The organism is Actinomycetota bacterium, assembly GCA_030776625.1.
Lineage (GTDB): Bacteria > Actinomycetota > CADDZG01 > CADDZG01 > WHSQ01 > MB1-2.
Genome location: JALYHL010000002.1, coordinates 128,635 through 154,791, shown reverse-complemented (window position 1 = coordinate 154,791; position 26,157 = coordinate 128,635). Strand labels below are relative to the sequence as shown.

General features: G+C 65.3%; 25 protein-coding genes and 1 tRNA gene. 17 read left to right on the top strand and 9 right to left on the bottom strand.

The genetic code is table 11. From position 1 onward, the window contains the following. Positions 1-50 precede the first annotated feature (50 nt). Genes M3N53_04930 through M3N53_04920 form a run of 3 tightly spaced genes read left to right on the top strand, consistent with a single transcriptional unit; the run spans position 51 to position 3,475 of the window. A complete protein-coding gene (locus M3N53_04930; protein ID MDP9067681.1) occupies positions 51-1,253 on the top strand; it encodes a PilT/PilU family type 4a pilus ATPase in 1,203 nt (400 codons plus the stop codon). 9 nt (positions 1,254-1,262) lie between these two features. Further along, entirely contained in the window at positions 1,263-2,744 is a 1,482-nt protein-coding gene (locus M3N53_04925) for a CCA tRNA nucleotidyltransferase (GenBank protein ID MDP9067680.1), read from the top strand. Beyond that, positions 2,741-3,475, top strand: coding sequence for a methyltransferase domain-containing protein (locus tag M3N53_04920; GenBank protein MDP9067679.1), 735 nt, complete (start codon positions 2,741-2,743; stop codon positions 3,473-3,475). The genes M3N53_04925 and M3N53_04920 overlap by 4 nt, the downstream gene beginning before the upstream one ends. Before the next feature lie 99 nt (positions 3,476-3,574). Here the strand turns inward: M3N53_04920 and M3N53_04915 are convergent, their stop codons facing one another. The 4 genes from M3N53_04915 to M3N53_04900 form a co-directional block, all read right to left on the bottom strand. Continuing rightward, a complete protein-coding gene (locus M3N53_04915) occupies positions 3,575-4,555 on the bottom strand; it encodes a hypothetical protein (protein ID MDP9067678.1) in 981 nt (326 codons plus the stop codon). A 102-nt stretch (positions 4,556-4,657) separates the two neighbouring features. Beyond that, the gene (locus tag M3N53_04910) at positions 4,658-5,992 is read right to left on the bottom strand and encodes an MFS transporter (protein ID MDP9067677.1); all 1,335 of its coding nucleotides are present in this window, start codon (positions 5,990-5,992) and stop codon (positions 4,658-4,660) included. Between the two features lie 37 nt (positions 5,993-6,029). After that, positions 6,030-7,175, bottom strand: coding sequence for an inositol-3-phosphate synthase (locus M3N53_04905; GenBank protein ID MDP9067676.1), 1,146 nt, complete (start codon positions 7,173-7,175; stop codon positions 6,030-6,032). A gap of 16 nt (positions 7,176-7,191) precedes the next feature. Then, complete coding sequence (locus M3N53_04900; GenBank protein ID MDP9067675.1) at positions 7,192-7,785, bottom strand: PadR family transcriptional regulator; 594 nt, start codon at positions 7,783-7,785, stop codon at positions 7,192-7,194. Positions 7,786-7,923: 138 nt separating this feature from the next. Between M3N53_04900 and M3N53_04895 the strand changes: the two genes are divergently transcribed. The 11 genes from M3N53_04895 to M3N53_04845 all read left to right on the top strand — a co-directional run bounded on the left by M3N53_04895 (position 7,924) and on the right by M3N53_04845 (position 19,527). After that, complete coding sequence (locus M3N53_04895) at positions 7,924-8,385, top strand: DUF5318 domain-containing protein (GenBank protein MDP9067674.1); 462 nt, start codon at positions 7,924-7,926, stop codon at positions 8,383-8,385. Continuing rightward, positions 8,382-9,080 (top strand): hypothetical protein, encoded by a 699-nt coding sequence (locus M3N53_04890; protein MDP9067673.1) that lies wholly within the window; start codon positions 8,382-8,384, stop codon positions 9,078-9,080. The genes M3N53_04895 and M3N53_04890 overlap by 4 nt, the downstream gene beginning before the upstream one ends. Then, positions 9,081-10,529 carry a hypothetical protein gene (locus M3N53_04885; protein ID MDP9067672.1) on the top strand — a complete coding sequence of 483 codons (1,449 nt, stop codon included), beginning with the start codon at positions 9,081-9,083 and terminating at the stop codon, positions 10,527-10,529. A 46-nt stretch (positions 10,530-10,575) separates the two neighbouring features. After that, positions 10,576-12,900 (top strand): transglycosylase domain-containing protein, encoded by a 2,325-nt coding sequence (locus M3N53_04880; GenBank protein MDP9067671.1) that lies wholly within the window; start codon positions 10,576-10,578, stop codon positions 12,898-12,900. Positions 12,901-12,965: 65 nt separating this feature from the next. Then, positions 12,966-14,162, top strand: a complete 1,197-nt coding sequence (locus M3N53_04875; GenBank protein ID MDP9067670.1) for a glycosyltransferase 87 family protein — start codon at positions 12,966-12,968, stop codon at positions 14,160-14,162. Between the two features lie 239 nt (positions 14,163-14,401). After that, on the top strand, positions 14,402-14,704 hold the full coding sequence (gene rpsF / locus M3N53_04870) for a 30S ribosomal protein S6 (GenBank protein ID MDP9067669.1): 303 nt from the start codon (positions 14,402-14,404) through the stop codon (positions 14,702-14,704). Between the two features lie 11 nt (positions 14,705-14,715). Then, positions 14,716-15,261, top strand: coding sequence for a single-stranded DNA-binding protein (ssb, locus tag M3N53_04865; protein ID MDP9067668.1), 546 nt, complete (start codon positions 14,716-14,718; stop codon positions 15,259-15,261). A 3-nt stretch (positions 15,262-15,264) separates the two neighbouring features. Further along, positions 15,265-15,522, top strand: coding sequence for a 30S ribosomal protein S18 (gene rpsR / locus M3N53_04860; protein ID MDP9067667.1), 258 nt, complete (start codon positions 15,265-15,267; stop codon positions 15,520-15,522). 13 nt (positions 15,523-15,535) lie between these two features. Then, the gene (gene rplI / locus M3N53_04855) at positions 15,536-15,994 is read left to right on the top strand and encodes a 50S ribosomal protein L9 (GenBank protein MDP9067666.1); all 459 of its coding nucleotides are present in this window, start codon (positions 15,536-15,538) and stop codon (positions 15,992-15,994) included. 273 nt (positions 15,995-16,267) lie between these two features. Then, entirely contained in the window at positions 16,268-18,841 is a 2,574-nt protein-coding gene (gene dnaB / locus M3N53_04850; GenBank protein ID MDP9067665.1) for a replicative DNA helicase, read from the top strand. 104 nt (positions 18,842-18,945) lie between these two features. After that, positions 18,946-19,527, top strand: a complete 582-nt coding sequence (locus M3N53_04845; protein MDP9067664.1) for an endonuclease III — start codon at positions 18,946-18,948, stop codon at positions 19,525-19,527. Here M3N53_04845 and M3N53_04840 read toward each other — a convergent pair. The 3 genes from M3N53_04840 to M3N53_04830 form a co-directional block, all read right to left on the bottom strand. Next, positions 19,524-20,225, bottom strand: coding sequence for a methyltransferase domain-containing protein (locus M3N53_04840; protein MDP9067663.1), 702 nt, complete (start codon positions 20,223-20,225; stop codon positions 19,524-19,526). The two genes, M3N53_04845 and M3N53_04840, sit on opposite strands and share 4 nt — an antisense overlap. 149 nt (positions 20,226-20,374) lie before the next feature. Beyond that, a tRNA-Gly gene (locus M3N53_04835) sits at positions 20,375-20,445 on the bottom strand. Between the two features lie 41 nt (positions 20,446-20,486). Beyond that, positions 20,487-20,930, bottom strand: coding sequence for a PaaI family thioesterase (locus M3N53_04830; GenBank protein ID MDP9067662.1), 444 nt, complete (start codon positions 20,928-20,930; stop codon positions 20,487-20,489). A gap of 79 nt (positions 20,931-21,009) precedes the next feature. On the opposite strand from M3N53_04830, the gene dcd reads away from it, so the two are divergent. Next, complete coding sequence (dcd, locus tag M3N53_04825; protein MDP9067661.1) at positions 21,010-21,573, top strand: dCTP deaminase; 564 nt, start codon at positions 21,010-21,012, stop codon at positions 21,571-21,573. A gap of 68 nt (positions 21,574-21,641) precedes the next feature. Here dcd and M3N53_04820 read toward each other — a convergent pair whose 3' ends face one another. After that, positions 21,642-23,810 (bottom strand): heterodisulfide reductase-related iron-sulfur binding cluster, encoded by a 2,169-nt coding sequence (locus tag M3N53_04820; protein MDP9067660.1) that lies wholly within the window; start codon positions 23,808-23,810, stop codon positions 21,642-21,644. A gap of 87 nt (positions 23,811-23,897) precedes the next feature. Here M3N53_04820 and M3N53_04815 point away from each other — a divergent pair, with 87 nt between their 5' ends. Both M3N53_04815 and M3N53_04810 read left to right on the top strand, forming a co-directional pair. After that, positions 23,898-24,563: an alpha/beta fold hydrolase gene (locus tag M3N53_04815; GenBank protein MDP9067659.1), complete on the top strand. Its 666-nt coding sequence runs from the start codon at positions 23,898-23,900 to the stop codon at positions 24,561-24,563. Positions 24,564-24,665: 102 nt separating this feature from the next. Further along, positions 24,666-24,809, top strand: a complete 144-nt coding sequence (locus M3N53_04810; protein MDP9067658.1) for an Rdx family protein — start codon at positions 24,666-24,668, stop codon at positions 24,807-24,809. Here M3N53_04810 and M3N53_04805 read toward each other — a convergent pair. Next, positions 24,806-26,149, bottom strand: a complete 1,344-nt coding sequence (locus M3N53_04805) for a 3-deoxy-7-phosphoheptulonate synthase class II (GenBank protein ID MDP9067657.1) — start codon at positions 26,147-26,149, stop codon at positions 24,806-24,808. The two genes, M3N53_04810 and M3N53_04805, sit on opposite strands and share 4 nt — an antisense overlap. Positions 26,150-26,157 lie beyond the last annotated feature (8 nt).

Sequence of the window (26,157 nt, the reverse complement as noted above, 5' to 3'; positions counted from 1 at the left end):
CACCCTTTCCAGAAGCAGCCATACCCCTTGAAGATTCCGCGGAAACAGGGATGATTGCGCCACGCGATTCGCTGGATGGGGTCAACCCGGTGTCCGTCGGTGCCGATGGAACAAGGCGGCCGAACCGGCCGGCGACCGAGATAAGGGGCAGCAGCGAGATGACCGGCAACGCCATAGACATGCAGGAGTTCTTGCGGTTCGTCGTGGATAAGAAGGCCTCGGACCTGCACGTGAAGGCGGGCGGCCCTCCCTACGTGCGGGTCAGCGGGCACCTCGTGAAGACCGATTTCACGCCCATGTCCGCGGCCGACTGCGAGCGGACCGCGATGGAGCTGATGAACGACGAGCAGGCCATGCGTTTCAAGCAGGTCGGCGAGGTGGACTTCGCCTACTCGATCGCGGGCATGGGCCGGTTCCGCGTCAACGTCTTCAGACAGCGCGGCAGCGTCGGAATGGCGCTTCGCCGCGTTCTCCCGGGGAGTCCGTCGTTCGAGACACTCGGACTTCCCCCGGTCGTGAAGACCCTCGCCGAGGAGCACCGCGGTCTCTTGCTGATCACCGGTCCCACCTCGTCGGGAAAGACCACCACGACCGGAGCGATGATCAACTACATCAACGCGACCCGCTCGTGTCACATCCTGACGATCGAGGATCCGATCGAGATCTTGCATCCGGACCGGCAGGCGATCGTGAACCAGCGTGAGATAGGTCTCGACACGAACAACTTCGCGACGGCGCTGCGCGCCGCGATGCGCCAGGACCCCGACGTGATCTTCGTCGGCGAGATCCGCGATCCCGAGACGGTCAAGGCCGCGCTGCAGGCGGCCGAGACCGGTCACCTCGTGATCTCGACGCTCCACACGACCGACGTCACCGAGACGGTCAACCGCATCATCGACTTCTTCCCGCCGCACCAGCAGAAGCAGATCAGGGTGTCGATCGCGGGGTCGTTGAAGGGGATCCTGTCGCAGCGTCTCTTGCCCCGCAAGGACGGCCGCGGCCGCGTCCCCGCGATCGAGGTGTTGGTGATGAACGGGCGTATCCGCGACCTCATCTTGGATCCGGAGAAGACCCACGAGATCCACGACATCGTGAAGGAGTCCGGCTTCTACGGGATGCAGACCTTCGACCAGGCGTTGCTCGGCCTTTACCGGGCGGGCCTCGTCAACTTGGAGGATGCGAAGAACGCGGCCACCAACCCGCACGACTTCGAGATCGCGCTGAAGCAGGAGGGCCTCCAACCCGTCTCTTAGGGTGAGTGCGTGTCTTCTCCCCAAGCGGCACCTGTGGTTCCTCTCACGGAGTTGTTGGCGGAAGGATCGCGGGTCCTGCAGCTAGCGGAGCGGTTCCGGGAGCGGGAGCGGGCTCTGTACCTCGTTGGTGGCACCGTGCGCGACGCTTTCCTCGGCAGGAGTGGCGGCGACTATGACTTCGCCACCGACGCGGCGCCCGACGAGACCCTCGAGATAGTGAAACCGGCGGCGGAGGCCGTGTGGCTGCAGGGCTTCAGGTTCGGCACCGTCGGCGCGCGCGTGGCGGGCGTGGATGTGGAGATCACGACGTTTCGCACGGAGCGGTACGAGCCCGACTCGAGGCATCCGGAGGTCGCCTACACGCGCGAGATCGAGATCGACCTGTCGCGGCGCGACTTCACCGTGAATGCGATGGCCGTTCGCCTGCCCGAGAAGGACGCGATCGATCCCTTCGGGGGGCTCGACGATCTGAAGGCGAAGGTCATCCGGACGCCGATCGACCCGAACGAATCGTTCGCGGACGATCCGCTGAGGATGCTGCGCGCGTTCCGCTTCGCGGCGCAACTCCAGTTCGCCGTGGCGCCCGAAGTGTTGGAGTCGGTGAAGGCCTCGAAGAACAAGCTGGAGACGATCTCGCGAGAGCGCATCCGCGATGAGCTGTCACGGCTGTTGCTCGGTCGCGACCCCGCCATGGCGCTGCGGCTGGCCGACACGACCGGGATAACGGATCTCTTCCTTCCGGAGCTATCGGCTCTGAAGCTAGAGCAGGACCCCGTTCACAAGCACAAAGACGTGTTCGAGCACACGCTGGCGGTCCTGGAACGGGCCACGAAGGTGGATGGGGACGAAGCCAGCCTCGAGGTCCGGCTCGCCGCGCTCCTGCATGACATCGGCAAGCCCAAGACGCGCCGGATCGATCCGGAGGGCGGCGTCTCGTTCCACCACCACGAGGTGGTGGGGGCCGAGATGGCGAGGGAACGTCTGCGCGAGCTGCGCTTCCCGAACGAGGTGGTCGCAACGGTGGAGGAGATCATCCGGCTGCATCACCGCTTCCATACCTACGGGTTGGGCTGGAGCGATTCCGCGGTGCGGCGTTACGTGCGCGACGCGGGGCCGCACCTTCAGAGGCTGAACGCGTTGGTGCGGGCAGATTGCACGACCAGGAACCCGAACAAGGCGCGTCGTCTCGCGGCCCGGATGGACGAGCTCGAGGTGAGGATCGCCGCGCTCGCCGAGCAGGAGCAGCTGCACCAGATGCGGCCCGATCTGGACGGCGCACAGATCAGCGCGTATCTAGGGATCCCGCCGAGCCGCACGATCGGCGAGGCTCGTCAGTTCCTGCTGGACGCGCGCGTGGACGACGGACCTCTGGGAGAAGAAGAGGCGTACCGGCGCCTGGACGGATGGGCGCGGGCACGGGGGATCGACCCGGTCGGCGAGCGGATCCCGCCGAAGGAGAAGAAGGCGGACCCGACAGATCCCGCGGGATGACCAAACCGCATCCCGGCTCCCCTTACTTCGTCGACCTCGCGGAGCGCCTGGGACGGAGCTACCTCCGCTACAGCTTCACGAAGGGGTCCGATCAGGAGGTGGGTTTCTTGGTCGAGCTATTGCGGCTGCCCCTCGGCGCGCGGCTCCTAGACGTCGGTTGTGGCCCCGGCCGTCACGCCGTGCGGCTCGCGCAAGCGGGCCTCGCCGTAACGGGCGTGGATGTCTCTAGGAGGTTCCTAGAGCTCGCCGCCGAGGATGCGCGAGCGGCCGGGGTGCGCGCTTCTTTCTTCGAGGTAGACGCGCGCCGCATGCCGTTCGAAGATGAGTTCGACGCCGTCATCTCACTGTGTCAGGGCGGCTTCGGTCTCATGGGCGGTGACGACTCCGTCGTGTTGAAGCGGATGATGGAGGCACTGAAGCCCGGAGGCCGCCTCGTGATGACCGCGTTCAGCGCGCTGTTCGAAGCGCGTCACCCGCGCCCCGAGGCGGACTTCGACGCCGACGCCGGCATCGTCCACGAGGTCTCTCAGATCAAGAACGATGCAGGAGCCGAGGAGGCGATGGACCTGTGGACGAGCGTCTACACGCCGCGCGAGCTCCGTCTACTGGCGATCGGTGTGGGGCTCATCCCCGAAGAGGTCTGGTCGGTTGCACCGGGCGAGTACGCGCGCCGGAAGCCAGACCTCGAGCACCCAGAGCTGATGCTGGTAGCGCGCAAGCCAGCGGCCTGAGAACCTCGCGCTTCGAGATCTGGTGAGGAGTGATCCAGCGGACCAGCTCGTTCTACGTCTTGCGGATCGTGTGCCCGCTTGTCGCGCTTTCGGGACGCCCTAGCAGGAGTGCAGCTCTTCACCCCTCACACAGCCGTCTTCACCCGGGCCGCCCCAAAGGGTGTCTCGTCCACGCCCCCCGTCGAGGCCGTCGGCCCATTCCCGGCCCCGTAGAACATCGTGACCACGGCCACCCACGAGGCGCTCGTGGCGGCTTCCGCCCGTTAGGAGATCTCCGCCAGAGCCACCGATGAGGATCGCTTCGGGATATGCGCAGGCAGCGGTGTCATCGCAGCGCGAGGGTGGGGGCCCCGTAGCTGTTATGCGATCGGCTCCCCTTCCGCCGCGCAAGAACAGGAATCCTTCGCCGCCACGGACCAGGTCGTCTCCAGCACCAGCGCAAACGATGTCGTTCCCGTTAACCCTGCGGATCTCGTCATCACCGCCGCGAGCGTCGATGACGTCGCTTCTTCCGGTTCCCTTGAGCGTGTCGCTGCCTCGCGTTCCCGTGATGGTTGGCTCGCGATCGGCGCAGAGCGGTCGAAGTCGGTGGAAGATCGTCCCGGCGTCGGGGGCGCGATCGGTGCAACCTGCGGAGCAATCAGCCTGATCGGTGGTCGTCACCGTGACGAACGTCTCGTAAGTCTTCACGCTGCCGAGTTGCCACCTCTTGATCCAGATCTCTACCGAGCGTTGCGAGGGCCGTCTCAGAACGCCTCTCCCGATCCTGTTTCCGTCCCCGTCGTAGATACTCAGGCGCATCTGCGCACCTCCTCCGCCGGTGTACTCGAGGATGGCTCGCCGTTCGATCGCAGGATCGTCGTCGGTATCGAAGTCAAACACCAAGCCGCCGTCCGCAAGATCTATGGGGTCCCATTGCTCGTACGCAGTGACTCGGTAGAGCGCGTATTCGAAGTAGTGACCTTGTAGCACCTCACTGATGTCGATACGGGACGAGGAATCAGCCGGGTCTCGCACCACGGCGCGGTCGGCGTTGGCGACATCGCGCGCTGAGAAGGTGCCGAAAAGCACGAGCGGCATCAGGACGAGCGCGCTCCACCGCCTGCCCCAGGACCTAGTCACAGTCTTATGAACGCAATCCGCGGGCGAAGGTTCTCAAGATCGCGTCGTGACGCACGAAGGTCACGAGCCCAGCCCCTGGCGGCTCAGAGCTTGATGTTGTAACTGTTGCGCCTCGCCGCGGTTGAGCGGGATGCCGGCGCGGCGGAAGGCTGTGGCCAACACAGCCGTGAGGAAGAGGCCGACGAACCCCGCCACGATCAGGAGGATCCTCAACCCCTCGGGATCGGTCGCGTCGTAGAAGGCGACCATCAAGGCCCCCGCTACGACGCTGGCGGCGTTGTAGAGGATGTCGTAGAGCGCGAAGGCGCGGCCCCGGTAGTGGTCCGGCAATGCCTCCTGAACGGCCGCGTCGACCGCGACCTTGGTGACGAAGCCGCCGTACCCACCGAGGAACGTCAGCGCCATGACCGCGTAGATGTTCACGATGCCGCCAAGCGCGACGATCCCGGCGCTGGAGATGGCGAAGCCGAACAGCATCAACCCGCCGCGCTCGAGACGGTTGCCTGCCGCAGGCGCGGTGAGCGCTCCGATGAACGCGCCGACTCCGGCCGCTCCCAGGGCGAGCGCGCTGGACGAGAGGCGCCCGATCCGTTCGCCCTCGCCGAAGGTGTTCTTGATGATGAGGATCGCGGAGATCGCGACGAACATCGCCAGTGTCCGAAGCAAGAAGATCGAGAGCAGTGGGAGCCGGGCGTGGGCGCGCCGCCAGATCGCGCGTACTCCCTCGATGAGGTCGCGTCCGACGGCGACGACGGCCGCTCCGAAGGCAACTTGATCACGAGCGCCGTGTGCGAGCGAGGTCGAGATCGACCCGGCCGTGACCGCAGCCCCGACATAGATGGCTCCGGCCGCCGCGAACGCGCCCTCGGCAGGAAAGATCGTCACGAGGCCGATGCCGGCGACGGCGCCGACGAGCGTGGCCACCATCCCGCCGCCGCCAGAGACGGCGTTTCCTCTCAGCAGGCGGTGTTCGTGCAGCAGGACGGGCAGTACGGCGCCCTTCGTCGTCAGGAACATCCGGCCGAGCCCGAGCAGCAGAAGGGTCGCGGCGAACAACCCGCTCGTGCCGGGCAGAGCACGCGACCAGGCGAAGAGCGAGAGCAGCATCACGCCTCTGATCACGTTCGTCCAAACGAGCACGTGGCGCCGGGGCCACCGATCGACCAGCACGCCCATGAACGGCGACAACAGCGAATAGGGCAGCAGGGTCACTGCGAACAACGTCAGGATCCGCGCCGGCGTGCCCGCGTTCAACGGCTCCAGCACCAACACGTCCGCGAACACCGCCTGCGCAAGCCCGTCGGCCGCCTGGGCCAAGAACTGCGCGACCAACAGGAGCCTGAGGTCGCGGTCGCGCATCAGCTCGCGCAGCTCGTGCCGCCGACGCGTGTTCATCCGCCCACTATGCCTCTCTCTTAGAGAGGCCTTTTACCTACGAGCGGGCTTGAAGGTCGCGCTCGAGGTCCAGCTTGATCCCATTGCTCGAGTGGCCGTTGGCAGTGATCGCTGGCGTCTCCCTGATGAAGTCCTCGACGAGGTCGTGCGCCTCGGCATCCGTGTACTGCACGGGAGGTGACTTCATGAAGTAAGCGCTGGGAGCGAGAAGCGGCCCGCCGATGCCGCGGTCCTGCGCCAGCTTGGCGCAGCGGACGGCGTCGATCACCACTCCTGCCGAGTTCGGCGAGTCCCACACCTCGAGCTTCAGCTCCATCGAGATCGGGATGTCGCCGAATTCGCGGCCCTCGATCCGGATGTAGGCCCACTTGCGGTCCTGCAGCCAGGGCACGTGATCGGACGGCCCGATGTGGATGTCATCTGCGTCGATGCCGGTTTTGATCTGCGAGGTGACGGACTGTGTCTTCGAGATCTTCTTCGACTGCAGCCGTTCGCGCTCGAGCATGTTCTTGAAGTCCATGTTGCCGCCGAAGTTCAACTGGTAGGTGTGATCGATGATCACGCCGCGGTCCTCGAACAGCTTCGACAGCACCCGGTGGCTGATCGTCGCTCCCACCTGGCTCTTGATGTCATCGCCGATGATGGGGACGCCCCGCTTCGTGAACCGCTGTGCCCAGTCTTCGTTCGTGGCGATGAACACCGGCATGCAGTTGATGAAGGCGGTACCGGCCTCCAGAGCCTCCTCCGCGTAGAAGCGCGCGGCCTGCTCGGACCCCACGGGCAAGTAGTTGATCAGCACGTCGGTGCGCGTGTCCCGCAAAACCTTCGCGACGTCAACCGGCGGAAGAGCCGACTCGGTAACGACCCCGCGGTAGTAGTGGCCCAGGCCGTCATAGGTGTGGCCGCGTTGGACCTTGACGCCGGTCTCCGGCACGTCCGAGAACTTGATCGTGTTGTTCGGCTCCACCCATATCGCCTGCGCGAGGTCGAGCCCGACCTTGTTCGTGTCCACGTCGAAGGCGCACGAGAACTCGATGTCGGACACGTGGTACGGCCCGATGTCGACGTGCATGAGACCGGGCACCTTCTCGTCGGAGCGCGCCTTCGCGTAGTACTCGATGCCCTGGATCAAAGACGAAGCGCAGTTACCGACTCCGATGATTCCGACGCGGATCTTGCCCATCTACGTCCCCCTTCAGCTATGCGTTCGTGGGATTGGGCGCTCCACCTTCGAGCGAGCGCTCCTCCCGGATCAGTTGGTCGATCCACTCGATGTCGGACTGCGTTGCAGCCATCGAGTGGTTCTGCAGAGACAAGGTGTAGCTATCGATGCGTTCGCGGTACTCGCGCAGGTTCGTCTTGAACTGGGCGAGCTTTTCTTGAAGGTAGGCGCGCCGGCGCTCGAGCAAAGCGAGCCTGGTCTCGGGCTTCAGGTACCGGAAGAAAGCGAGCTTCAGGGTGAAGTGCTCCGCGTCGACCGCGGCCGCGGTCTCCTCGAGCATCTCGGTGAACATCGCCTCGCCCCGGGGCGTGATCCGGTAGACGGTCTTGCGCCGTCCTGCGCTGATGCTCGAGTTCGACCGGGCGGCGCGCTTGGGAGGTTTCTCGTCGGCAAGCTTCTCGACCGCGCCCTCCTTGGCGAGTCGCCTGAGGGTCGGATAAAGCGAGCCCCACGACACCTGCCAGAAGGGGCCGAGCATCCCGCCCAATTGCTTGCGCAGCTCGTACCCGTGCATCGCTCGCTCTTTCAGCAGTCCCAGCACGGGAAGCTCGAGCATGCCTGGTTGTTTCATCTTGGTGATTGTCTCCAATCTTGTTGCGTCGATATATCGGTTCGATATATCAGTATGATACCCATCCCTCGCGCAGGTGCCCACCGGGCGGTCTAGGAGGCGCCAGGTAGGCGGCCATAGCGGGGGTAGCATCCTCGGATGGTCACCTCAGGTCGGAACTTCGACCCGACGCGAACGCCGTCGCCGCCGGCCGGGCCCAGCGTCGACTACCGGCTCGCACGCAGGGCCGCCCTGGCCTCGTTGCGGCAGGGATCGCTCGACACGGGTGACATCTGCGACGCGCATCCCGAGCTGATGCGCGCCGCGAAGAACATCGGTGAGATCTGCGACGCCGTCTGCCCGGTCTGCTCGCACGAGTCTTTGCGCCTGGTCCGCTACGTATACGGCCCCGACCTGAAGCGAGACAACGGGCGTGTCGTCTACCCGGAGGAGTGGCTGGGCGAGCTGGCGAAGCGCCATGAGCAGTTCACCTGCTACGTCGTCGAGGTCTGCGTCGACTGTGCCTGGAACCATCTGGTCCGGGCGTATCAGGCAGGCACCAAGTACACCTCTCCCCGCGGCGGAACCGACCTCGGGCGGCGGCGTACCGAGCGGGGTTGAGCTCGCCCGTTCTCACCGGTTCGAACTTTCAGACCGCCTCGGCGGCAGCGTTCTCAACCGCCACCCGCGTCGCGGGGATCGTGATCGCGCTCGGGTACCTGCTCGGTCTCGTCGGGGGTCCGGTCGTCGCCGTGGTGGGTGCGCTGGGGTTGATGACCTACGGGCGCAGCGTGCTCGTGGCTCAGAGAGCGGCGATCGTTACGGGTGCCGCCCTTGCGGTCATGGCGGGGGCCCTGGGCGTCGCCGCGCTCCGCTGGGGTGCCTTGGACCTCGGCGCGCTGCGTGGCGTCCAGTCGGTGTTGGGGCCGACACTTCTGGTAGGGCCGGTGCAATCCGCGGTAGCCACGACGACCGCGGCCGCGGCCGCGATGGGCGCCCTTGCGGTGTGGCTCGCAGCGCCCTGGCCGGAGTCTCGTGTGGAGATCTCGTGGGCGCTGGCCGAGGGCGCCGTCGGTGCGTTCGCGATAGTGACTGTCTTCTTCGATCCCGCCCGGTCCGCGTTCGCGGGCGGCGACGCAGCCTCGATCGGGATCGAGATCGCGCGCTGGGTGGGCGCCGTGGTGATAGTCACCGCGGTCACGGGAGGAGCGGCGTGGCTCCTCCATAAAGGCCATGAGCTGTGGCGTGCTGCGGTTGCAGCGACGGCAGGGACGGCCGTGGTCGTGGCCGCGGCGCTGCTCATGGGCGCGCCGTAGATGCTGCCCTTCCTCTTTCTCTCGCATGCCGCCCTTGCGCTGTTCTGCCTCTTCACCCGTGTGCTCGCAGCCGACCTACGATCGCTGTTGGTCAGATGGGCCGGCGGTGTTGGTGCTCTGTCGGCGCTGTGGCTGTTCTTCGCTCGCGGGTCGGAGGCCACGTGGGGCGCCTTCTCGCTGCGCCCGGGTCCAGTCTCGGTCGTGGCCGCGGCGATCTTCTGCGCATGGGTGATCTTGGTCGCGGTCGACGGCGGCCGCGGGCGCTGGGAGCTGGGCGCGCTCGTGGGCGCGGGCTCCTCCGCCCTGGTGTTGTTCGCCAGCAGCGACTGGATCGCGCCGACACTGTTGTTCTGGGTGTGCCTGAGTGCCGCCCTGTGGGTGACGGTGTGGCTGCGCGGTGCGGGCGGTGTGGCGCTCGGGCTGCTCGCTCTGTCCGATGTCCTCTTGATCGGCGGCTTGACCGGGCACAGCCTGGCGCGGGAGAGCTGGGCGATGCCCGAGGTGATGAGGTCATGGGCGGGATACGCGCTCATCGCGTCGGCGGTAGTGAGAGCGGGGGTGTTGCCGGGGCTCGGGATCTGGTCTCTGCTCGGCCGAGCCGAGACCGCCGCGATCCCGCTGGCGGTGGCGTCGGCTTTCGTCCTGGTGCCGACTGTGTCGACCGGCGACGAGATCTTCGTGGCGCTTCCTCTGCTGCTGGTGGGGGTAGCAACCGCTACCTGGGTCATCGCGAGGAGGTCTGGCCACCTGTCGCCGGTGGCGGCATGGCCGGTTGGGCTGATGCTGTCGATCGTCTGGATCGAGCCACGCGCGCTCGGAAAGGCGGGGGTCAGCGCCGTGCTCGCGGCGTCGGTGGTGGCGCTGTGGTCGTGGACGGGAGGGCGTGGGCAGTCCGAGCGCGGCCTCTTGCTTGCGGTGGTTCCCGTCACGGTCGGCTTCGGTGCGCTGGTCGGCGGAGCGACGGCTTCGTTCGAGCGCGCGCTGGACATCGGTACCGTCCTCGGCGCCGCCCCCTGGAGCGCGTTCGCGGCGCTGCTGCCGGCGGCGCTGGCGCTCGGCGTGACGCTCGGGGCCGCCGTCGCCCGCCGGGTCGAGCCGGAGCGGTATCAGCCCGCGGCGGTCTTGGCAACGTGGGCTTTGGTGCTCGCCGGGATCGTGCTGGGACTGTCTCCAAGCGTTCAGCTCGGCTTCTCGACGGGTGCCGGCTCGGCGGGTCGCGCCCCGTGGCTGTACCTCGTAGCCCTCGCCGCCGGCGTGGCGGCGGCGAGGTTCGGTCCGCGCCAGCCGGTCGAGCTGGGGATCAGTCCAGCGGCACCCGAGCCCGGCGCGATCGAGGCCTCCGGTCTCGCCGCGACGATCCTCTTGCGGGTGGCGCTCCTGATGGGGATCTGCGGCTTCGGGTTCGCGCTGTGGTTCACGTACACGGGCCTGAGGGTGGGGTTCCTCTAGCCGGAGGCTCCACCTACAACTCGCCGCCGCACCTAAACTGAGCCGGATGAGGACGAAGAACAAGCCCGCGGCTAGGGCCGGGGCAGGCGCCCCCGCGCGCTCTACCAGAAGCAAGAAGCCGCAGCCGAGATCGAAACTGCAGCGGTTCCTGCTGCGCTACGGGTGGCTCCTGCCGCTGGGCGCGATCTTCGTCGGGAGCGGGATCCTTGCGCTCACCTACGCCTTCGCCGCGATCCCGCTTCCGCAGGACATCAAGCTGAACTCATCGGCGGAGGTGTTCGACGTGAACGGGAAGCTGATCGGCACCTACTCCGACGAGATCAAGCGGTTCCTGATCGACACCGAGGAGCTCTTGAAGAAGAAGCCGTACATCGGGGAAGCTGTGATCGCCGCCGAGGACCGCCAGTTCTACGAGCACAACGGCGTCTCGGTTCGCGGGATCACTCGAGCCGCATGGGCGAACCTGACCGGCGGAGAGATCGCCCAGGGCGGCTCCACGATCACGCAGCAGTACGTCAAGAACGCGGTGTTGCAGGACCCGTCTAGGACGGTGACCCGCAAGGCGAAAGAGGCCATCCTGGCGATCAAGCTCGAGCGCCGGTACTCGAAGGACCAGATCCTCGGCTTCTACCTGAACACGATCTATCTCGGGCGGGGCGCCTACGGGGTGCAGGCCGCGGCGGATGTGTACTTCGGGAAGGAGGCTCACGAGCTCACGCTCGCGCAGGCTGCTTATCTCGCCGGCATCATCCCCGCTCCGGAGAGCTACCAGCCCGACCAGAACCAAGCGGGGGCGAGGGAGCGCCGCGACCGCGTGCTCGGGCTCATGCTCGACGCGGGTTTCATCACGGAGGACCAAGCGGACCGAGCGTCGCGAGGCAAGGTCAAGCTCACCGGCGAGACCAAGGAGGAGCTCGAGGACTCCGAGGCGGCCTACTTCATGGAGTGGCTGCGCAAGGACTATCTGTATCCGGAGTACAAGGACAAGCTGTACACCGGCGGGTTCAAGATCCACACCACCCTCGATCTAACGATGCAGGAGCAGGCAGAAGCCGCGATCGAGCAGATCCTCACGGAGAAGGAGGACCCGCAGGCGGCCGTCGTCTCGATGACTCCGAAAGGAGAGGTGCGTGCCTTCGTGGGGGGGCGCGACTTCACGAATATCAAGAAGGCGCGCGGGTTCAACTATGCGTCCGATCCTCCGGGTCGGCAGCCCGGCTCCGCGTTCAAGCCGTTCACGCTGTTGGCCGCGATCGAGGAGGGGATCTCACCCACCTCTACCTTCTCCGGACAGAGCCCGATCACGATCGACGAGCCCGCCTGCACCGGCGACGAAGACGGCGACGGCGACCTCGACCCGTGGGAGCCGACGAACTATGCGGAGGCGTCCTACGGGACGCTGACGCTCGATCAAGCCACGACCCAGTCGGTGAACACCGTCTACGCGCAGCTGATCGCGGAAGTTGGGCCCGACAAGGTACGCGACCTCGTAGAAGACCTTGGTTTCGCGCCGAAGTTCGGACTCCCACGGATCGAGCCGCGTTGCTCGCTCGCGCTCGGCGGCGCGACCGACGTCACGCCTCTGGAGATGGCACGCGCCTACGCCGCGATGGCGGGCCGGGGGCGGCTCCCGGAGGTCATGCCGATCACCTACATCGAGGACTCTCTCGGCAACTGCGTCAAGGAGTACAGGGAGCAGAAGGGCGAGTGCGAGAAGGAGACGACGCCCCAGGTGACGCAGGTCGTCGAAGAGAACGTCGCCGACGTTCTGAACCAGACGCTCACGCACGTGGTCGAGGCCGGAACGGCAACCGTCGCGGACATCGGGCGACCCGTCGCGGGCAAGACCGGAACGACGCAGAACTTCGGCAATGCGTGGTTCGCTGGGTACATACCGCAGCTCGCGACCGTCGTGTGGGAGGGCCACCCGTTCGAGCCCGGGCCCGACAAGAAGATCGGGACGCCCGACGACGTCGTCCCCGAGATGCGCTACTGCGAAGACCCGAACCTGTGTCGGCCGGTTCACGGCTATGAGGTCACCGGTGGTGGATCACCCGTGAGTCCGGCCGTCATCTGGGCGAACTACATGAGAGAAGCGACGGCCGAGATGGAGATCCTCGAGTTCCCGACGCCGGTCGATCTGCCCGACGAGGTGATCAACGAGGCGCCTCCGGCTCCCGTGACGACGACCGCTCCCGAGGCACCGGTGGAGCCGGTCGAGACGGTGGAGCCCGAGCCCACGGATGAGCCCTCTCCGGAACCGCCCGCCGAGCCCTCTCCGGAGCCGACACAGGAGCCGTCACCTCCACCGTCACCCCCGCCCATCGATCCGTCTCCTAGCGGGCGGAACGACGAAGAGGAAGATCCGTAGCCACAACAGGACCGCGGTTCCGCAGCAGCGATTGGCTGAGCCTCGTTCTGGCGACGTGCGCCCTGATGCTCCTCGGCGGTTTCATGCTGAAGGCGCAGTGCACCGCGGCGGAGGGCTGGGACGGTCGGCAGTACTCGCGGCTTTGCTACAACGACGTGCAGGCCCTTTACGCGCTGCGCGAGATCGACTCCGACACGTTCCCGTATGTCGAGGGTCGGCTCCGAGACCAAAAGCTATCGGGCGGCGCGATCGAGTACCCCGTTCTCACCGGGGTCTTCATGTGGCTGAGCGGGTTGCTGGTGGAAGGTCCGAACTCGTACCTCCGCGTCACCGCGATCCTGCTCATGCCGTTCGCGATGGTGACGGCGTACCTGCTCGCGCGGATGCGGGGCCCGCGGGCACTGATGTGGGCGGCGGCGCCGGCTCTCGTTCTCTATTCGTTCCACAACTGGGACCTGCTCGCGGTTGCCGCCGCTGTGGGCGGGATCTGGTTCTGGTGGCGCGAGCGAGATATAGCCGCGGCCGTTCTGTTGGGCGTAGGTGGAGCTTTCAAGCTCTACCCGGTTTTCCTGCTGGCGCCACTGGCGCTGTACGCGGGACGGCGGCGCGGTTGGCGGGGGGCAGTCACGGTCTCGCTCGCCGGGGCCGGAACGCTCGTGGGCATCAACCTCCCGTTCGCGCTGGCGAACTTCGATGGATGGATCGCCACCTACCGGTTCCACTCGCTTCGGGTCGGCAACTTCGACTCCATCTGGAACCTGGGGTTCTCGACGCTCGATGCGGCGACGCTGAACGTCGTGACCGGGGGGATGACGGCGCTCGCGTTCCTCGCGGCGCTGGTGGTCGGCTGGTTCCGCAGCCGAGACGGGAGCGTTTATCCATTTCTAGAGGTCGCGGCTGCCATGGTCGCCGCCTTCCTGTTGTTCAGCAAGGTGCACTCGCCGCAATACACGCTGTGGATCCTGCCGTTCTTCGCGCTCACGAACGTCTCCATCGCGTGGTGGGTCGCCTACTCATTGGTGGATCTCGGGGTCTATGTCGGAGTCTTCCGGTGGTTCTACGACTTCATCTACGAGGGCGAGGACTTCACTTTCTTCAAGAAGCTCATGATCGCGGGGGTCTGGTCGAGGGCGGTGCTCCTCGCGGCCCTCTTCATCGCGTTCCTGGCGGTGCGGCGACGGGTGGAACCGGCGTCGGAAGAGGTTGCGGAGGAACCCGCCCCGGCTACGGGACTCCGGACGGCGTTGGAATCGGGTGGCTGACCTCGAGCGCGAGCATCTGTCACACCCTCTCCCTAAAGTCCCGTCGTCGGAGCAGCATGGAGCGTCACAGCTCGATCCGCCGGGCGGAGGCTCGAAGAAAGGAGGTGCTAGCATCCATGAGCGAAAGAGCAGCCACATCGGCTGCACCGTCCCCTGCCCAACCCGGCCGACCGCCCCTTCAGGCGCCTACGTCGCGGGAGGGCCTCGGAGCCGTCAGGCTCGAGTCCGGAGGAGGAGTCATGCGGAAGTACGAAGCGATGGTCGTCGTCGATGCGCGCCTGGAAGAGGGCGACATCCAGAAGGCGGTCGAGCGATTCAGCTCTGCGATCGGCGATAACGGGGGCGAGGTCGCGAACGTAGACAGGTGGGGCAAACGCCGGTTCGCATTCGAGATCGACCACCAGCACGAGGGCTACTACTTCGTGACTACGTTCTCCGCGCCGGAGGCGGCGATCGAGCCACTCAGGCGCACCTTGCAGATCTCCGACGAGTTCATCCGAGGAAAGATCGTTCGTCCGGGTACGGGCGACGACGGCAAGTAAGGAGCGGGAACATGGCAGGACTACAGAACAGCGTCACGATCGTCGGAAACGTCACGGATGACCCGGAGCTTCGTTTCACTCCCTCTGGGCTTCCCGTCGCCAACTTCACCGTCGCGGTGAACAGCCGCGTCAAGAAGGGCGACCAGTGGGAGGACCGCAACGACGGGTTCTTCCGCTGCAGCTGCTGGCGGGACATGGCCGAGAACGTGGCGGAGTCGCTCCAGAAGGGCACGCGCGTGATGGTCATCGGCCGCCTGCAAGAGCAGAAGTGGGAAGACAACGACGGCGGAAAGCGCTCTCGCATCGAGATCCAGGTAGACGAGGTCGGGCCCACGCTTCGCTGGGCGACGGCGACCGTTCAGAAGTCCCAGCGGTCCGGCGGTGGCGGCTTCGGCGGCGGCCAGGGCGGCCAGGGCGGCGGCTCGTGGGGTCAGCCGGCGCAGGGCGGGGGTTGGGGTGCACCCGCGGCCGACGCTCCCGCAGCGGCTCCGCAAGGAGGCGGCTGGGGCTCGCCCGCTCCGGTGGGCGGCGCACCAGAAGAAGAAGGAGGGTTCTAGCAGTTGGCACGAGACAGAGATAGGCGTAGCTCCAAGCCGCCGGTCGTAAGGCGAGGGAAGAAGAAGTACTGCCAGTTCTGCGCCGACCAGCAGGACTACGTGGACTACAAAGACATCGCTCTGCTGCGCAAGTTCATGAGCGACCGCGGCAAGATCCGCGCCCGCCGCGTGACGGGGAACTGCTCGCAGCACCAGAGGCTCGTCGCGACCGCGGTGAAGAACGCGCGCGAGATGGCATTGCTCCCGTACTCATCGAGATAGAGGAATCCGCGAGATGAAGGTCATCCTTTCGAACGACGTAGAGAAGCTCGGGCGCAAGGGAGACGTCGTGAGCGTCGCCGACGGTTACGCACGGAACTTCCTGGTCCCGAAGGGCCTCGCCATGGTGGCAACCCGCGGCTCTCTCAAGCAAGCGGACCAGATGCAGCGCGCTCGGGCTGAGAAGGACGAGCGCGAGAAGCAAGCCGCTGCAGCGAAGGTGGCGCGTCTCGGCTCGACCCCCGTTTACATCTCCGCCCGCGCCGGAGAGGAGGGGCGGTTGTTCGGCTCCGTCACGAAGTCCGACGTCGCTCGTGCGATCGAGGATCAGCTGGAAGAGAAGATCGATCGCCACAACATCCGTCTCGACGAGGCGATCAGGACCCTCGGCACGCACCAGATCGAGGTGCACCTCCACGCCGAGGTCAACGCGCTGGTGACCGTCGAAGTCATCGCGCACGAAGAGGATGAATAGCTAGTAGTCATGGTCGGCGCAGCCGACCATTCGTGCTGCGACGTCTTCGGCTTACGCCGAATTCCTCGGACTAGCCCCTCCTCCACAGGTGCTGCCGCCTAATCAACAGGCTGTGGCCCTTGTTGTTCGCGCTGGCTAGCGCGTAGCTTCTTCATGACGCTCGTGCGATCGATCGCGCGAGCCACCTTCCCCCGGGTGGACAGATAGCCACGTTTCTGTCGTACCTGCGCGCCACAATGACGAACGTACGTTCGAGCTATCCAGGAGGGAAGTTTGGCGCTCGCAGCAGCGACCCCGATGCCCAACCGCATCCCGCCCCACAACATCGACGCGGAGCAGTCCGTGCTCGGCGCCATGCTGGAGTCGAAGGAAGCGATCGCGAACGTGATCGACATCCTCGAGGCGGAGGACTTCTACAAGCCCGCTCACACCGCCATCTACGAAGCGATCGTCGACCTCTATGGACGGGGTGACGCTCCGGACGCGATCACGGCCGCCGAGGAGCTTGCGCGTCGCGGAAAGCTCGAGTTCATCGGCGGTCGCCCCTACATCCTGGGGTTGATCGACGCTTATCCGACGGCGTCGTCCGCGAAGCACTATGCGCGCATCGTCGAGGAGCACGCGCTGCTGCGGCGTCTCATCACCGCCGGCAACGAGATCCAAGAGATCGGCTTCTCGCTACCTAGCTCGGTGGACGAGGCGGTCGACACCGCGGAGGAGATCGTCTACTCCGTCGGCGATCGCAGGCTGCGCGACGACATCCAGCCGATCAGACCGTTGCTCACGAAGTCGATGCTCGACATCGAAGCGCTCTACGACCGCGGCGAAAGCGTCACGGGTCTCGCCTCGGGGTTCCCGGACCTCGACGAGATGACGTCGGGCTTCCAGCAGTCGAACCTGATCATCCTGGCCGCCCGTCCGGCGATGGGGAAGTGCCTTCCAGCAACTTCCAGAATCGACGATCCCCTCACTGGCGCCCGCATCGGGATTGGGGAAGTTGTGAAACAACGGCGTCCGAGTGTTATGGGCGTGGGGGGCGACGGGCGGATTAGACCGAGTGCCATCAGCGACTGGATCGCAAGCGGCCGTAAGGAGTGCTTCGAGGTGCGCACGAAGACCGGCCGAACGATCACCGCGACCGGCAACCACCCGTTCCTTACCGTCGACGGCTGGATGCCGCTCGAGGACCTTCAACAAGGAAACCGCCTGGCGGTGCCTCGGAAGCTCGGCGTGTTCGGGCGCAACACGGAGTGGACCGACGAGCGCGCGCGGTTGCTCGCCTACTTCATTGCCGAGGGTGGTCTCACCGGACGCTCGCCGATTTTCACGAACGCAGATCCGGAGATCGTCGCTGACTTCTCCGCGGCAGTTGGCGAGTTTGCCGAATGCTCAGTCACCGGTCCCGTCCGTTACGGCTACCGGGCGCGCGGCCGCAACAAAGGCGCGAAGAACCCGGTCACTGCGTGGCTCCGCCAGCTCGGGCTCATGGGCAAGCGGGCGGAGGAGAAGAGTTTTCCCGACTGCGTGTGGACGTTCACGAAGCCGGTTCTCTCGGAGTTCCTTCGGGCACTGTTCAGTTGCGACGGGACCATCTATTCGATGAGCGGCTACCCCCGCATCGAGTTCACCGTTGCGTCGGAGAAGCTCGCCGAAGACGTGCACCACGCGCTGGTGCGGTTCGGGATCGTCTCCAAGCTGTGGCGCAAGACGGAGCGCTCGTGGCGAGTCGAAATCACGGATCCCGCGTCCGTCGAGGTCTACCAGTCAGAGATCGGGTGGATCGGCGAGAAGAGCCGGCGCATGTACAAGGAGCTGCGCGACCGGCGCCCGCACTCGAACTGCGGCCACGTTCCCAAGGAAGTGTGGGCGTATATCCGGAAGGCGCTCGAGGCGAAGGGCATGTCTTTGGCCGAGCTCGGGCGCCGGGCCGGCGAGAAGAGCTGGTCGAATCCCCATTGCGATCGGTCGCTGCCGCAGAGGAGGCTCGCTCGCTACGCGGAGATCCTCGACAGCGACGACCTCCGTTGGTTGGCCAGCCCCGATCTCTACTGGGACGAGATCGTTTCGATCACACCCGTTGGGGAGCGGGAGGTCTACGACCTCACTGTGCCTGATGGCAGCAACTTCATTGCGGACGACTTCTGCGTCCACAACAGCTCGATGCTGAACGATTTCGCGCTGAACGTGGCGATGCGGCAGAACGTGCCGGTTGTCATCTTCTCTCTCGAGATGAGCCGGCACGAGATCGTCAAGCGCTTCCTCGCCTCGGAGTCGCGCGTTGACGCTCAAAGACTGAACAAGGGTTCGTTGCAGGAACAGGACTGGACGCGGCTGTCATCGGCGCTCGGTCGTCTTGCAGAGACGCCGATCTTCATCGACGACTCGGCCAACATCACACTGATGGAGATGCGCGCCAAATGTCGTCGTTTGAAAGCCAAGCACGGGCTCGGGCTCGTCATCATCGACTACCTGCAGCTGATGCAGTCGCCGCGCAAGTCCGAGAACCGTCAGCAAGAGGTGTCGGAGATCTCACGGTCGCTGAAGATCCTGGCGAAGGAACTTTCGATCCCGGTGATCTGCGCGTCGCAGCTGAACAGAGGCGTGGAGTACCGCTCCGACAAGCGCCCCTTCCTGGGCGACCTCCGAGAGAGTGGAAGCATCGAACAAGATTCGGACATGGTGATGTTCATCTATCGCGATGAGGTCTACAACCCGGACTCTCCTAACAAGGGTGAGGCGGAGCTGATCGTGGCGAAGCACCGCAACGGCCCTACGGGAACGGTTCGGCTCGCGTTCATGAACCAGTACACGAAGTTCGCCTCGATCGCGAAAGGTCCGGGCATCTGACGGCAGGCGTCACCTCCCGACGCATCCGCGCGGTTCAGCGGCGGCTGCGGAAGCAACACGGTCCATTCGAGCCGAAGCCGGCTCTGCCGATCATCGACGAGCTGGTGCTGACCGTGTTGTCGCAGCACACCTCGGACATCAACCGCGACCGTGCCTTTGCGGGGTTGAAGCAACGGTTTCCGACCTGGGAGGAGGTGGCGAGGGCACCCGGGCCTGCGATAGCCGATGCGATCAGGCCCGGTGGCATCGCGGACGTCAAGGCGCAGCGGATCAAGACGATCCTCGCGAAGATCGAGCAGCGCGAGGACAGCCTCTCGTTGGATCGTCTTAACAAGCTGGACGATCAGGCCGTAGCCGAGTACCTGTGCGAGTTGCCGGGGGTGGGTCCGAAGACCGCAGCGTGCGTTCTCGTCTTCTCGATGGGAAGGCCTGCGTTCCCGATCGACACGCACGTTCATCGGGTCGCGCGACGGCTCGGTTGGATCGACGAGAAAGCGTCCGCGGAACGAGCTCATACAGAGCTGGCACCGAAGGTGCCGCCGGACATCCGTTACGACCTTCACGTGGCCCTGATCGACCACGGACGCAAGATCTGCAAACCGAAGATGCCTCGGTGCACGGAGTGCGCCGTATTCGATCTGTGCGAGGCGGGCCCGCGCTTCCTCGAGGCGGGGGAGGCGGTCTAGAGAGGGTTCAGCGCGACGTAGAGCCCGCGACCCATCCTCAGATCTTCCGACGGCCGCACCTCCAGCCCCGCGTTACGCAGCGCCTGTACATGCTGCTCGTCGGTGAACAGTCCGAGGCGGTGGGTCTCTCGGAGGTGCTCGATCGACCCGTGTTCGGCGATCAGGTAGTGGAAGTCCAGCACCGAGAGATCGCCGTCCCGCCGCGACTCGTTCATGCGAACGATCTTGAGCTCGGCCTCGTCCACCACGAGCAGACCGATGTGCCCGACCTCGTACGTGTCCGGTCGTAGCCACGGCTCGATCAGTAGGAGCCCTCCAGCGGAGACGTGGCGCGCGAGCGTCTGGGTCGCGCGCTCGAGGTTCTCTTGCGTCTGGACGTAGCCGATGCTGCTGAAGAGGCAGATGACAACGTCGAAGGTGCGGCCGAGGTCGAACGACGTCATGTCGCCCGCGTGGAAGGTCACGCCTGGATTCCGTTCCTGCGCGATCTCGAGCAGGTTCGCGTCGAGGTCAAGGCCCTCCACCTCGTAGTGCTCTCTCAATAACTCGAGGTGCTTCCCGGTTCCGCAGGCGACGTCCAGCAACGTCCGCGCGCCGGGCCGGTGCTCCTGGATCAGGTCGTGGAGCTTGGCGACCTCGGCCTCGTAGTCCTTCCACGAGTACAGCGCGTCGTAGTACTCAGCGGACTTCTCGAACATGGAGAGCGGGTGAAGGGAATCGAAGTAGAAGCAGACTCACTTCTCTCCCCTTCGACCCCCCCGCTCTCCGAGACACTCTCCGAGCGGGTGAAGGGAATCGAAGTAGAAGCAGAGTCATTTCGATCCCCTTCGACCACCCCCGCTCTGCGAGCGGGTGAAGGGAATCGAACCCTCGTCACTAGCTTGGGAAGCTAGAGCTCTACCATTGAGCTACACCCGCGAAACGGTGCCAGAGCGCCGTGGACAGCGATTATAGGCGGGTCACTCCTGCGCCCTCGGGCGCACGAAGGTGCCGCTGCAGGTGGCGGTCACCTCGCCATCGGCCTCGATCCTTGCCTCCACGCGCGCGCGCCTTCCCTCCACCTCCACAGCGCGCGCGACCAGCCTGAGCGGCCCGTTCGCCGGGGTCGGGCGCCGGAGCTTGATGGCGTACTCCGCCGTGACCGTCGGCCCCAGCTCGCGGCCCCCGTCGCTCAGCGCCCACCACGCGGCGGCGTTCGAGTGACAGTCGAGCAGAACGCCGATGATGCCGCCGTTCAGGATGTCGGGGAAGGCTTGGTGGTGTGGCTGCGGCGTCCACTCCGCCACCACGTCCTCGCCCTTCACGAAGCTCCGGATGTGCAAGCCCTTGTCGTTGGATGGTCCGCACCCGAAGCAGATGCCCTCGGGCCAATAGGTCTCCTGGATAGATCGCGCGTCGTTCACGCGCAGAGGGTACCGAAGCCGCCGCTCCAGTCAGGTGCCGACTTAGACTCCTCGTCAGTTCCCACCTTGGAGGCTTGTTGTGATCCTGTCCGACGGTGACATCCGCAAAGCGATCGCGAACGGTCGCATCGGCATCGATCCCTTCGACGAGAGCGACGTACAGCCGTCCAGCGTGGACCTTCATGTTGATCGGTACTTCCGGACCTTCCACAACGCCCGGCACCCCTACATCGACGTGAAGAAGCCGATGGAGGACCTTACCGAGATGGTCGAGGTGAAGCCGGATGAGGCCTTCATCCTGCACCCGGGCGAGTTCGTGCTCGGATCTACCGCGGAGTACGTGCGCCTCCCGAATGATCTCGTGGCGCGACTGGAGGGAAAGAGCTCGCTCGGGCGACTCGGTCTCCTCATTCACAGCACCGCCGGCTACGTCGACCCGGGTTTCGAGGGCCACCTCACGCTCGAGCTCTCCAACGTCGCCAACCTGCCGATCACGATCTATCCCCACATGAAGATCGGCCAGATCAGCTTCTTCCAGTTGACGTCGGAGGCAGAGAACCCTTACGGGTCCAGCAAGGTCGGCTCGAAGTACCAGGGGCAGCGGGGCCCGACGCCCTCGCGCTTCTTCGAGAACTTCAAGTAGTCAGGGTCGGCGAAGCCGACCCTTCGTGCTGCATCGTCCTCGGCAAGGCCGACTCCGATGGAGTAGGGCTAGGTCGTCCTCGGGTCTCCCGGCCCGACCGGCTGACCTGTCACCTCGTCGGGATCCGCGGTGGCGGGGAAGTCCTCCGCTCTGTAGCCGTTCCCATCGCCGTGGCCGTTGCCGTTCCGCCCGGCGCTGGACTCGGGATGGAACTCGATCGATTGCAACAGCAGCTGCGCCACATCCCGGACCTGCATCTGTGAGTCGGCGTGGCGTTCGGTGATCCCGTCGGCGAGCATGATGTTGCAGAAGGGGCAGCCGACGGCGAGGGTCTCCGACGCGGACGCGAGCGCTTCGTCCGTCCGCTCCATGTTCATCTTCTTGCCCATGCGCTCTTCCATCCACATGCGACCGCCGCCGGCGCCGCAGCAGAACGTCTGATGACCGTGGCGGTGAAGCTCGCCGTATTCGGTCCCGGGGATGGCCTCGATCACTTCCCGCGCTCCCTGCCACACGTCGTTGTGCCGCGCGTTGTAGCAGGGGTCGTGGTAGGTCACCTTCTTCTCGATCGCCCCCTTTGGACGGAGACGCCCCTTGTCCACCAGCTCAGCAAGGTACTCGGTGTGATGCACGACCTCGAAGGTGCCGCCGAACTGCGGGTACTCGTTGAACAGTGTGTTGAAACAGTGGGGACACGTGGTGACGATCTTCTTCACCTTGTGTTCCTTCAATAGCTCGATGTTCTGCTCGGCGAGCATCTGGTAGACGTACTCGGCTCCCATGCGCCGCGCCGGATCGCCGTTGCATGCCTCGTCCGCTCCCAGAACAGCGAACGACACTCCCGCGATCTGCATCAGTTTCGCGAAGTCGTACACGACCTTCTTGTTGCGGTCGTCGAACGCGCCTGCGCATCCGACCCAGAACAGCACCTCAGCGTCGGGAGCTTCCGAGATGTGCGGGATCTTCAGCTCTTCCTGCTTCGCCGTCCCCTTCATCCACTCCAGACGAGCCTGTGGCGGCTGACCCCACGGGTTGCCCGTGTTCTCCAGGTTCTGTAGCGCGGGCTGCATCTCTTTCGGGAATCGGGACTCGCCCATCACGAGGTTGCGCCGCATGTCCATGATGTGGTCGATGTGCTCGATGTTCACGGGACACGCCTGGACGCACGCGCCGCAGGTGGTGCAGTCCCAGATCACCTCGTCTTCGACGACCGTGGGATTAAGCGGCTCGAGCTGCCCCACGAGCTGTTGGAAAGCCTCCTCGCCGCTCCGCTTCGCCTTCAGCAGCGCGGGACCGTTCTCGAAGAACGCATCGCGCTCGTCCATGATCAACAACTTCGGAGACAGCGGCTTGCCCGTGTTCCACGCAGGGCACTGCGACTGGCAGCGTCCACACTCGGTGCAGGTCATGCCGTCGAGGATCTGCTTCCAGGTCAGATCCGTGATCTTCCCGGCCCCGAACTGATCGTCCTCAGACATCTGCTCGATGTCGATGTACATCGGCTTCAGCGCACCCTTCGGTCGCTCCGAGGTGAAGAGGACGTTGAAGCCGGCCGTGATGATGTGCAGGTGCTTCGAGTACGTGATGTAGACGAGGAAGCCGAGGATGATCAGCGAGTGCCACCACAGGAACACGGTGTCCAACGCTTCGCGTGTGGCGAGCGAGAAGTTCTCGAACAGCTGAGCCGTCGCGTCCGACACGGGCGTCCAGCGCGTGTCATACGGGAAATGCCCGAGTGAGATCTCGGCGCCACGCGTCAGCAGGATCGTGATCATGATGCCGCTGATCGCGACCAGGATGTAGTCCGCCTCCTTCAGGTGTGACCCCCGGAAGCGGCCGGGCCGCTGGATCTTCCGGATCACGAAGGCAACGACGATGCTCGCCAGCACCGCCACGACGAAGAAGTCCTGCAGCGCTCCGAGCGGTCCCCACTGACCGATCAACGGGATGTGGAAGCCCTCCTGATAGATGGCGCCGAAGGCTTCGATGATCGTCGTGAACAGGATCACGAAGCCCCAGAAGATGAAGAAGTGCATGATCCCGGGAATCGACCACTGCAGCAGCTTCCGCTGGCCGAACACCACCACGATCTGATCCCGGAGCTTCCGGCCCCAGTCCTTCGGCTTGCGGTCCTCGTCTTTGCCGAGCCGGAGGTACCCCACGAGGTCGCGCGAGCGCGACGCGAACGCTCCCAGCGTTGCCAGGATCAAGAGCGTCATGAGGATCTTCTCGAGCACCTTGAGCCCTCCCTTCGAGCATCGGCACTTGATCACGGGGTCCAGAAACGACGCGGAGTATAGGTCGTTCAGGTGATGATCCCCGGCGTGGAGGAACTCGTAGCGACGTCCGTTGGCGACGTGTCGGTGGTCGTCGACGGCACCGTCACGGACGACGTCTTGATCCTGGCCCACGGAGCGGGAGCGGGTATGCACCACCCGTTCATGGAGCGCGTCGCGCACTCGCTAGCAGCAGGCGATATCGCCGTTGCGCGGTTCAACTTCGTCTACGCGCAACAAGGTAGGAAGGCGCCGGACCGGCAAGCGATCCTCGAAGAGACCTATTCGGCCGTCGTCGACCGCGTCCGGAGTCGGCTGTCGCCGCGGCGCCTGTTCCTGGGTGGGAAGTCGATGGGGGGGCGCATCGCGACGCATCTATCGGCGACCGGCGAGACTTGCGATGGCGTCGTGTTGTTGGGGTACCCGCTCCACCCACCCGGACGACCGGAGCGGATCCGGGACGCCCACCTCTACGAACTGAACGTCCCCATCCTGTTGGTGGAAGGGACGCGCGATCCCTTCTGCCCGTTGGTCACACTCGAACGCGTGCGGTCGAAGATGAAGGCGCCGACCTCGCTGCTCGTGATCGAGGGCGGCGATCACGCGTTCAACGTCCGAAGGTCGTCCGGCCGCACCACCGACGACGCTCTAGCCGAGCTCGTCGCAGGGGTCAGGTGCTGGATCGCGGAACTCCCGGGCGTGACCGGCGCGTAAGGTGCCGGGATGAGGATCTCGATCGAGTACTGCGCTCAATGAGGCTACGCGCCTAAAGCCGTCGGTCTGACGGAACGACTTCTAGAAGAGTTCGAACAAGACATCACCGACCTGGTGATCGTTCCCTCGCGGGGAGGTGTCTTCGAGGTAGAGGTCGACGGGCAGCTGGTCTTTTCCAAGAAGGCAACCCGGCGACACGCGGAGTACGACGAGGTTCTGAAGTCGGTGCGGGAGCTGCGATCCTAAGCCTGCAGCATCTCGCCGATCTGGAACGCGAGATCGACCGACTGCCGAGCGTTCAGCCTCGGATCGCAGAGCGCTTGATACCGCTCCGACAGGTTCGCGTCGAGAACTTCCTCTGAGCCCCCGAGGCATTCTGTAACCGCCTCGTGCGTCAGTTCGAGATGGACGCCCCCCGGCACGGTGCCCTCTCGCTGGTGCACCGCGAAGAAGCCCTTGACCTCGCGCAGGATGTCGTCGAAACGCCTCGTCTTGTAGCCCGAGCCTGTCGAGAAGGTGTTCCCGTGCATGGGATCGCAGATCCACGCGACCTCGATCCCGCGGTCGCGAATCGCGCGAACGAGCGGCGGCAACGCCTCCTCGATGCGGTCGCTGCCCATCCGCGTGATGAAGGTGAGACGTCCCGGTTCGTTGCGCGGGTTGAGCCGCTCGCACAAAGAGAGGAGGTCCGCATCCTTCGCCCCCGGCCCTATCTTGCAGGCGATCGGATTCTCGATGCCCGTGAGGAATTCGACGTGCCCGCCGTCTGGCTGGCGTGTCCGGTCGCCGATCCACAACATGTGGGCTGAGCAGTCGTACCAGCCACCGGTCAGGCTGTCCTGCCGCGTCAAGGCCTCTTCGTAGCCCAGGATCAGCGCCTCGTGTGAGATGTAGAGGTCGACCTCGTGCAGGTGCGAATCGGAGGAGAGGTCGATGCCGCACGCGCCCATGAATCGCAGCGCGCGGTCGATCTCGCGCGCGATGGCCTCGTACCGCTGTCCCTGCCGGCTCGCTGCTACGAACTCCTGGTTCCACATGTGGATCTGATTCAGGTCGGCGAAGCCACCTTTGGTGAACGCGCGGATCAGGTTCAGTGTCGCAACCGACTGGTGGTAGGCGCGGACGAGTCGCGCGGGATCGGCACGGCGCGACCCCTCGTCGAAGGCGAGATCGTTGACGGAGTGACCTCGGAACGACGGGAGGACCTTGTCGTGGACGGTCTCGCTTGCGGAGCTTCGGGGTTTCGCGAATTGACCGGCGATGCGTCCGATCTTGACAACCGGAAGCCCCGACGCGTAAGTCAGCACGACCGCCATCTGCAGGATGATCTTGAGCTTGTCTCTGATCGCGTCGGCGGAGAACTCGGCGAACGATTCAGCACAGTCGCCGGCCTGGAGTACGAAGGCCTCGCCACGGCCGACCTTCGCCATGGCTTCCTTCAGCCGTCGTGCCTCGCCGGCAAAGACCAACGGCGGAAGCGCCCGGAGCGTCTCGACCGTCGACCGCAGCTGCTCGTCGTCGGGCCACTCGGGTTGCTGCCGGGTCTCGAAGTCGCGCCAGGAGGACGGGGACCATGTGGTTGCCATACCTCCAT